This window comes from Falsiroseomonas sp. RANM36 (genome assembly GCF_056682175.1).
The window spans coordinates 62,941-71,041 of the sequence record NZ_JBWXTD010000002.1 but is presented as its reverse complement, the minus strand read 5'-3'; the positions used below and the strand labels follow the sequence as shown (position 1 = coordinate 71,041).

General features: G+C 69.6%; 9 protein-coding genes and 1 tRNA gene. 5 read left to right on the top strand and 5 right to left on the bottom strand.

All coding sequences use genetic code 11. The annotated features are described in order from the left end of the window. A partial coding sequence (locus tag AC1MIR_RS01200; RefSeq protein WP_480026363.1) for a hypothetical protein occupies nt 1-607 on the bottom strand: 607 nt, incomplete at its 3' end. Nucleotides 608-761: 154 nt separating this feature from the next. Continuing rightward, a tRNA-Leu gene (locus AC1MIR_RS01195) sits at nt 762-847 on the bottom strand. 29 nt (nt 848-876) lie between these two features. On the opposite strand from AC1MIR_RS01195, the gene lipB reads away from it, so the two are divergent. The 4 genes from lipB (at nt 877) to AC1MIR_RS01175 (ending at nt 4,422) form a co-directional block, all read left to right on the top strand. Then, nucleotides 877-1,554, top strand: coding sequence for a lipoyl(octanoyl) transferase LipB (gene lipB, locus AC1MIR_RS01190; protein WP_480026362.1), 678 nt, complete (start codon nt 877-879; stop codon nt 1,552-1,554). A gap of 250 nt (nt 1,555-1,804) precedes the next feature. Further along, nucleotides 1,805-2,290, top strand: coding sequence for a hypothetical protein (locus AC1MIR_RS01185; RefSeq protein ID WP_480026361.1), 486 nt, complete (start codon nt 1,805-1,807; stop codon nt 2,288-2,290). Between the two features lie 363 nt (nt 2,291-2,653). Then, entirely contained in the window at nt 2,654-3,706 is a 1,053-nt protein-coding gene (locus tag AC1MIR_RS01180; protein ID WP_480026360.1) for a hypothetical protein, read from the top strand. Next, nucleotides 3,703-4,422: a hypothetical protein gene (locus AC1MIR_RS01175; protein WP_480026359.1), complete on the top strand. Its 720-nt coding sequence runs from the start codon at nt 3,703-3,705 to the stop codon at nt 4,420-4,422. The genes AC1MIR_RS01180 and AC1MIR_RS01175 overlap by 4 nt, the downstream gene beginning before the upstream one ends. Before the next feature lie 119 nt (nt 4,423-4,541). On the opposite strand, the gene AC1MIR_RS01170 is transcribed toward AC1MIR_RS01175, so the two are convergent. Then, nucleotides 4,542-5,702 (bottom strand): acyl-CoA dehydrogenase family protein, encoded by a 1,161-nt coding sequence (locus AC1MIR_RS01170; protein ID WP_480026358.1) that lies wholly within the window; start codon nt 5,700-5,702, stop codon nt 4,542-4,544. A gap of 133 nt (nt 5,703-5,835) precedes the next feature. Between AC1MIR_RS01170 and AC1MIR_RS01165 the strand changes: the two genes are divergently transcribed. Continuing rightward, nucleotides 5,836-6,528 (top strand): winged helix-turn-helix transcriptional regulator, encoded by a 693-nt coding sequence (locus tag AC1MIR_RS01165; RefSeq protein WP_480026357.1) that lies wholly within the window; start codon nt 5,836-5,838, stop codon nt 6,526-6,528. 24 nt (nt 6,529-6,552) lie between these two features. Here the strand turns inward: AC1MIR_RS01165 and AC1MIR_RS01160 are convergent, their stop codons facing one another. Continuing rightward, the gene (locus AC1MIR_RS01160; RefSeq protein ID WP_480026356.1) at nt 6,553-6,735 is read right to left on the bottom strand and encodes a hypothetical protein; all 183 of its coding nucleotides are present in this window, start codon (nt 6,733-6,735) and stop codon (nt 6,553-6,555) included. 84 nt (nt 6,736-6,819) lie between these two features. Continuing rightward, nucleotides 6,820-8,016 (bottom strand): DEAD/DEAH box helicase, encoded by a 1,197-nt coding sequence (locus AC1MIR_RS01155; protein WP_480026355.1) that lies wholly within the window; start codon nt 8,014-8,016, stop codon nt 6,820-6,822. Between the last annotated feature and the right edge of the window lie 85 nt (nt 8,017-8,101).

Sequence of the window (8,101 nt, the reverse complement as noted above, 5' to 3'; positions counted from 1 at the left end):
CGCGCGGCGGCGCGCCGGGCGGAATTCCGGGGGCGCGCGCCTCCGCCACCAGCTGGCTGTCGCCGGCGGGGTCGAAGCGGTGCAGCGCCACGCGGTCGAAGCCCGAGAAGCGGCGGAGCTCCTCCGCGGCGGCCTGGCAGAGCGCGGCGAGGCCCGAGACCGCCTCGAGCCGCGCGGCGATGGCGGCCAGCGCCGGCAGCGGCGCGGCGGGCGGCGCGCCGGGGGCGGCGAGGCGCTCGATCTCCAGCAGCACGCCGGCCTCGCCATGCTGGACGGTGACGTCGAGCCGGCCGCCATCGGGCAGCGCGATCTCGGCCGCGTGGAGCCTGGTTTCCGGCCGCTGGGCCAGCAGGCGGCCGATGACGGCGCGGGGCGCGGGGTCGAAGAGCGTGGCGAGCGGCACGCCGGGCCGCGCCGCCGGCCCGGGGCCGAGCAGGGCCGCATCGCCGGCCACCTGCAGCACGTCCAGCGTGGCGGGATGCAGCACGAGCAGCAGCGCATGCGGCTGGATGCCGCCGGGCTGGTGGTGGGGGTCGAGGAGGCGCCCGCCATCGCCGGCCGCCCCCGGGGCGGGTGGCGCCGGCGCCGCGACCGCCCTCAGCGGCAAGGTCGTGTCTGGAGACATGGCGCGTGTGGCCTACGGCGCATCACAGCGGGAGAATAGGCGCAATTCGGTGACGCGCCGCCGGCCGCAGCACCTCAACTTGCCGTGAACGGCCTGGGCCGGTGGGATGCGCGGGGAGGCCGCCGGGCGGCATGGATGGTGCGGTCGAGAAGATTCGAACTTCCACGGGGTTGCCCCCACCAGCACCTCAAGCTGGCGCGTCTACCATTCCGCCACGACCGCAAAACCGGTAGAGGCGGCGCGTATAGACCATGACATTCGACCCGACAACGCCCCCGGAAACAGCCTCGTCCGTGGCGTTCCGCGTCTCCGAGGGGCTGACGCCCTATGCCGAGGCGATGGCCGCGATGGAGGCGCGCGTGGCCGCAATCCGCGCCGGGGAGGCGGAGGAGCTGGTGTGGCTGCTGGAGCATCCGCCGACCTACACGGCGGGGACCTCGGCGCGGCCGGACGACCTGCTGGACCGGCGGTTCCCGGTGTTTGCGGCGGGGCGTGGGGGCCAGTGGACCTATCACGGGCCGGGGCAGCGGACGGGCTATGTGATGCTGGACCTGACCCGGCCGCATGGATCCGTGCGCGCGCGGGACGTGCGGGAGTACGTGCACGGGCTTGAGGAATGGCTGATCCGGGCGCTGGACCGCTTTGGCGTGCGCGGGGAGCGGCGCGAGGGGCGCGTGGGGATCTGGGTGACGGACCGGGCGCGCGGGACCGAGGACAAGATCGGAGCGCTCGGCGTGCGGGTGACGCGCTGGGTGAGCTGGCACGGGGTGGCGCTGAACGTGGACCCGGACCTGTCCCATTTCGGCGGCATCGTGCCCTGCGGGGTGGCGGAGCATGGGGTGACGAGCCTGCACCGGCTGGGCGTGCTGGCGACGATGGAAGAGGCCGACGCGGCGCTGATGGCGGCGTGGGGGGAGGTTTTCGGGTAAGGTCCCGGGGGTGCAGGCGGGCGCACGCTGGATTCGCGGGCCCGTGGCCGACGGGAGGGTGATCTTCGCCGTCATCGTCCGTCGCCATCGCCGTTGCACGAGCCACCGGATCGCCCATACGCTCTTTGCGCAATTGCGGGCTTGGCGCGATTGCGGGATCGGCGCGCTATCGAAGAATTGCCGGCCTCAACGGATTGGGTCCGAATGTTCCAGCAGTTCAACTCGGCTTCGGCCGGCTGCGAGGTGCCACATGAAGATCACGGTTCTGGCCGCGCTCATCGCCACCGTCGCCGTTCCCGCCTTCGCGGGGGAGCAGTTCACGGGCACGCACACCTATCGCTACGAGCAGGACCTTTGGGCGCCGGTGCCCGGCAATGTCTGGCAAACGGTCACGATGGTCGGCGATTTCGAGCCAATCTCCGGCCCGATCCCTGCCGGCAGGATCGAGTGCCGGGGCGCGAATTACAGGTCCGAACTCGCTCAGGAGGCGAACGGGGTCTGCGTATTCGGCGAGGGACGCGATATCTGGATGCTCCGATACCGGATGACCCGCAATGACGTCGCTGCACCCTCGGCCGACCGTTTCCGGCGCATCGGCGAATGGACCGTGGTTGGCGGCACCGGGCGGTACAACGGCATGACCGGCGAGGGTTTCTACTGGGCCGAGGAAGGCGCCGTCGCGGACGCTGGCAGATGGCGCACGAGGTGGGGCGGCGAGGTAACGATCCCCAAGTGACGCCAGCCTGCCACGGCTGACAGTTTCGGCCCCCTGAAGGCGCCGCGGGCTCCGGGTTGGCATCGGCCGCCTCAAGCGCGCGAAAGCCGGGCAAGATGTATTGCCTCCCATCTCGACGCAATTTCGCACAAAAAAGCACGCAGGACAGGCATTTACCGAAGTGACGCCGCATGATCCTCTGCGGCCATGCTGGTTCTTTGCCCTGACGATATCCGGAGCCACGCGGCGCCGGACTGGCCGGCGGCGAAGAGCGCGCCGCCGGTCGCGCCATAGAGCACACTTCGCCCAGCACTATATAATCGCAATCATACTCTAATCGAATTACCGGCCCAGTGCCATGCGATCATAAGGACTGGCACGGCCATGCGACATGAAGGTGCAGAAGCCAGCAATTCTGGGCGCAGATCTGGGAAGGCCTTCCTGATCCTGGCGGTCATTTCAGGCGTTCTGGGACTTTTGCTCGCCTCCCCGATCGGGCACATCATCTACGTCGCCGGCATGATCTCGGTCATCGGGATTCCGATTGCCCTCCTCGTTGCGGCAATCCCGGCCATCGCGCTCGTGATCGTGGCCGGCTACCTGATCTGGCGTTTCGTTCCGCCATTCAGGGATTGGAATGCCGCAGTATCCATTGCGGCGGCCGGCATGCTGCTGCTGATCATTCCTGTGGCGCACAACGCCGAGATCAAGGCGCAAGTCGCGGGCCTCATCAGCAGCGATACGGGGCATCCGGCAGGACCGGGGCATCTTGCACGCGGGGCGGATCAGACCTTGGCGCTCATCTCCGCGCGGGGTCGTTCGTCGCTCTGCGATCAGATCTGTCTCCATCTGCTGATGAGCGGAGACGCGGCGCGCGTGCTGATGGTGCCGCTGAGCGCCGGCCAGGCCGCGCCCGATCCGGCCATGCGAGGCTACAGCTACATCCTTGATCGCCGTGCGACCTGTCCCGCCCCGGGGAACCGCTCCGCCGGCGCCAACACCCATGGGCGGAATTTCCGCGAGAGAACGCCGGGCACGGTTTCCGGCCGTTACGCGACCATGCTGGAGCAGGGCTATTGCCTCGTCGCGGCCGAGGCGCCCCTCCGCGACGCCGACCTGGCCTTCATGGTCATCGACCGGGGGGCCTTTCCGGTTCCCTCGACGCTTTCCCCGATTGCCGCGGGCACGATGGTGAACCGGGCCGGTGTCTATGCGCGCGCCGCGCAGGGTGGATTGGCGCGGGTGTGGCAGCAGACATCGGTCTCCTACAGCCTTCTGGGGCTGGTCCTGATGCCGAAGATCACTGTTTCAGCCGGCCTGAGCGGCACATCGACGGGATGGTGGCGCGACCGGTTCGAGACCGGCAAGCCCGCCTTCGCCACGCTGCCCGCGCTGATGCGTGCCGCGGGGATCAGCCTGCCCGCGGAACTGCGGTGACGTCCGTGGAGATCCCCGCACCAGTATTGATGATCGTTGCTTCGATCGTGGTCGTCGGCGCAAAATTCCATTATGGCCGCATCAAGACACTGCGCGAAGCCATCCTTGCAGCTGGCGTCATCGTTGTTGTCGGCCTGTGGTTTCTCCACGCCGAGATGAAGGCGAAGGCCAATTCTGAAAATCTCGTCGAAACGCTGTTCAATATTGATGGAAAAACTGCCCCAGCGTTTATCCGGCGACATACGTCAAGGGGAACGCCGATCTCGCACATAGAGGCACTATATGATCTCTCGCCGCATAAATTTGATATTGTTCAAGACAGGCCTCCTTCATTGCGGGATATTTCATTCGATTTCCGAGTGAGCAGTTGGAACCACATCATGATTGATCGGTTCAACATTGTGGACGACGCGCTTGACTGGAGGGAGCTCCCCCGGAGGTTGCGGACGGCCGACTCCTACCGTGTCGAAAGAGGCCATCACTCGCGGCAGAGAACGCCGAATGAGCGCGACATGTCCGGCAGATATGTCTGTGCCTTCATTCCAGTCGACCAAGAGGCGGGCGGGTCCGTGGGACCCTACCAGGTGCTTCCTTGCAGCTCGGTCCGAAGAAGCAGGCCAGGCGGAATCACGATCCTCGGCTTCTTGAACCGGAACGATCACACGCTGCACGTCCTGATCAGGTGGGCATACGCTTCGACGGGCTCTCGCCGCTGAAGCGAGGAAAGCACGTCGCCCATTGCCCCCAGCGGGGCTTTTGCGGCGCGGAGCCCCCTCTATTCCGCGCGCGTCGAGCTTGCCCTCTGCTCGACGCGCCAAGAACGGGGACGTGCCGGTCAGAAGATGCGCTCCACCGGCGCGCCCAAGGCCATCGCGCCGGCGTAGCGGGATTGGGGGCCGGCCTGGAGCGGGTGGTAGCGGGCGCCCTGGATGTCGCGGAACAGGCGCTCCAACCCCGCGGCGCGGTGGAAGCCGGCGCCGCCGGAGAGTTCGAGCGCGAGTTCGACGGTGCGGATGGCGTGCTCCGTCACCAGCGCCTTGCCGGTCATCACGTCGTTGATGCTCTCGGCGCTCGGCGCATTGCGCTCGGCGGTCTGGAGCATCCAGTCGTGCGCCAGGCGCGCGGCGCGGAGCGACGTGTCCATGCGGCCGGCGAGGTGCAGGACGTCCTCGGTCGGCACACGGCGCTTCGCCAGCGTCACGGCCAGGTCGCGGGCCTGCTCGGCGACGCCGAGATAGACGGCGTAGACCAGCGGGAAGGCGATGGTGGCGATGATGTGGAACAGCGGATGCCACTGGCCCGCGGGACGCTTCAGCGCGACACCGGCATCGGGAATGAAGAGGCCCTCGATCGCGACGTCGTGCGAGCCGGTACCGCGCATCCCGAGCGCCCGCCAGGTGTCCAGCACCTTCACCTCGAGCGCCTTCATGTTGACGGCGAAGTGCAGCACGTGGTCGGCGCCGTCCTCATGCAGCACCGCGCCGGTCATCATCAGGTCGCCCAGCGGCGCGCCCGAGGAAAACACCTTGCGGGCGGTGATGCGGAAGCCGCCCTCGACGCGCTCGGCCTTGCCGGAGCCGGGCAGCCAGTCGGAGCCGCCGGAGGAGAGCAGGATGATGCGCTCCGCGGCGATGCGTTTCAGCAGCGGCTCCATCGCGGCGAGCGTCTGGTGGCGCCAGCGCCAGGCCGGCACCGCGACCTGGTGGGTGTGCATCGAGAAGGCGAGCGCGGTGGAGGAGCAGCCATGCGCGAGGATGCGCAGCATCTCGGCAAGCTCCCGCACGCCGGCGCCGGCGCCGCCCAATTCGGTGGGGACGCCGGCCTCGACCAGGCCGGCCTGCTTCAGCAGCGCGTAGTTCTCGGCGACGAAGCGGTCCTGCGCGTCGGCCTCGGCGGCGCCGGCGGCGAGGTGCGGGACCAGGCGGTGGGCGCGCTCGGCGATCGGGCCTTCGGTCAGGATCGCGTCAGGCTTGGCCGGCGTGGCGATGACGTTCATGGCGGTTGCTCCCGTGCCTTTCTGGCAGGGGGAGCATCACGCTTCGGCGCGTCGCATTTCCAGTTCAGGAAATGAACTGCCGTCGGGCGGCCCGGCCCTGGTAAGATGCTGCGCATAAAATGGGAGGCCGGCCGTGGAAGAAAAAGGCAGCTACGGGCAGTTCTGCCCGGTGGCGATGGCGGCGGAGGTGCTCTGCTCGCGCTGGACGGTGCTGGTGCTGCGCGAGATGCTCGCGGGCAGCACGCGGTTCAACGAGTTGCGGCGCGGGGTGCCGCGCATGTCCCCTGCCCTGCTGTCGAAGCGGCTGAAGGAGCTGGAGGCCGCCGGCGTGGTGGTGGCGGCGCCGGGCGACCGCGGCGTGGTGGAGTATCGGCTCTCGCCCGCGGGGGAGGAACTGCGGCCGATCGTGATGGGCATGGGGTTCTGGGGGCACCGCTGGATCGAGAGCCAGGTGTCGCTGAAGAACCTCGATCCGTCGCTGCTGATGTGGGACATGCGGCGGAACCTCAACCCGAAGCCGCTGCCGCCGCGGCGCTGCACCATCGCGTTCCAGCTGTCGGACGTGCCGGAAAGCCGGCGGAACCATTGGCTGGTGATCGACCAGGGCACGGTGGATCTGTGCTCGGTGGACCCGGGCTTCGAGGTGGACCTCTACGTGGTCGGTTCGCTGCGCGCGCTGACGGCGATCTGGATGGGGCTGACGACGGTGGGCCGGGAGGTCGCGGCAAATCAGGTGGAGCTACTGGGCGATGCCGCGTTGGCGCGGAGCATCGAGCAATGGCTGGGGCTCAGCCCCTTCGCGGGAGAGACGCGGAAGGTCGCGTAGTTCAGATCCTGTAGCGGTTACGGCTCAAGGGCCGTCTTCCTCGATCTCCCAGCCCTCGGCGAGGTAGCGCGCGAGAATCTCGGCGTGGCGATCCTCGGGGTGGGATTCCAGAAGCTCGTCCTCGCCGTCCAGCACCTCGGTGCCGGCGGCGGTGGTGACGATGACGATGGTGGCGAGCTCGCCTTTCGCCAGGACGGTTTCGCGCATGGGGTGTTTCGACGGATGAAGGGGCCCGGGGGCGATCATCGTCCCCGGCGGGGGTTTCGGGGGCAGCGCCCCCGATCCCTGCGTTCAGCGGCCGCGGCGGAGGAAGGCGGGGGCGCTGCCGCCGTCGCGGAAATCGGCCTCGCGCCAGCTCCGGTCCTTGCGGTCCGGCTGAGCGGCGGCCGCGGCGGGGCGGCGCTGCGGCGCGTCACCGCCACGCGGCGCAGATGCGGCGCCGCCGCGGGCCTGCGGCTTCGACGCATGCGCATCGCGGCGGGGGCCCTGGCCCTGCGGCGGGCGGCGCTGCTGCTGCGGGCGGCCGCGACCGCCGGCGGCGGGCTTCACCGCGTCGGGGCGGCCGGCGGTGCGGTGCATGGGCGCCGAGACATCCTGGCGGCGATCCTCGCGCGGGATCTCCTGGCGGATCAGCTTCTCGACCTGCCAGAGCTTCTCGCGCTCATCCGGGCTGCACAGCGCGATCGCGATGCCGGAGGCGCCGGCGCGCGCGGTGCGGCCGATGCGGTGCACATAGGCCTCGGCCGTGTCGGGCATGTCGTGCTGGATGACGTGGGTCACGCCGTCCACGTCGATGCCGCGCGCGGCGATGTCGGTGGCGACGAGGACGGGGGCGGCGCCGCTGCGGAACTCGGCGAGCGCGCGCTCGCGCTGCGGCTGGCTCTTGTTGCCGTGGATCGCGTTGGCGGCGATGCCGTCGGCGGCGAGGTTCTTCACCACCTTGTCGGCGCCGTGCTTGGTGCGCGCGAAGACGAGCGCGCGGCCGACGCCGTCCATCCGCAGCAGCTCGGCCAGCACGCCGCGCTTGCCGGACTGCTCGACGAGGATGAGCTTCTGCTCGACCTTCTCGGCAGTGGTGGCGACGGGCGTGACCTCCACGCGCACGGGATCCTTCAGGATCTCATGCGCCAGGCGCGAGACCTCGGCCGGCATGGTGGCGGAGAAGAACAGGGTCTGCCGGACCTTGGGCAGCACCGGCAGGATGCGGCGGATGGCGGCCCAGAAACCCTTGTCGAGCATCTGGTCGGCCTCATCGAGCACCAGCGCCTCCACGCGGTCGAGCCGCGCGGTGCCCTGGTCGAGATGGTCCTGCAGGCGGCCCGGGGTGGCGACGAGGATGTCCACGCCGCGCGCCAGCGCGCTGCGCTGCGGGCCGTAGCCGACGCCGCCGAACACCACCGCGACCGAGAGGCCGAGATGGCGGCCATAGGCCTTGAGGCTGTCGGCGATCTGGCTGGCCAGTTCGCGCGTGGGGGAGAGGATCAGCACGCGGCAGCCGCCGCGGGGGGGGGGGCGGGCCCCGCGGCCCGCCCCGGGGGGCGGGGGCAGGCCCGGGGCGGGGGGGCAGGGGGGG

What these genes read in the sequence shown, in the direction of transcription:
- lipB (WP_480026362.1), top strand. Translation starts at nt 877, where the DNA reads ATGACATTCGACCCGACAACGCCCCCGGAAACAGCCTCGTCCGTGGCG.
- AC1MIR_RS01185 (WP_480026361.1), top strand. Translation starts at nt 1,805, where the DNA reads ATGAAGATCACGGTTCTGGCCGCGCTCATCGCCACCGTCGCCGTTCCC.
- AC1MIR_RS01180 (WP_480026360.1), top strand. Translation starts at nt 2,654, where the DNA reads ATGCGACATGAAGGTGCAGAAGCCAGCAATTCTGGGCGCAGATCTGGG.
- AC1MIR_RS01170 (WP_480026358.1), bottom strand. Translation starts at nt 5,702, where the DNA reads ATGAACGTCATCGCCACGCCGGCCAAGCCTGACGCGATCCTGACCGAA.
- AC1MIR_RS01160 (WP_480026356.1), bottom strand. Translation starts at nt 6,735, where the DNA reads ATGCGCGAAACCGTCCTGGCGAAAGGCGAGCTCGCCACCATCGTCATC.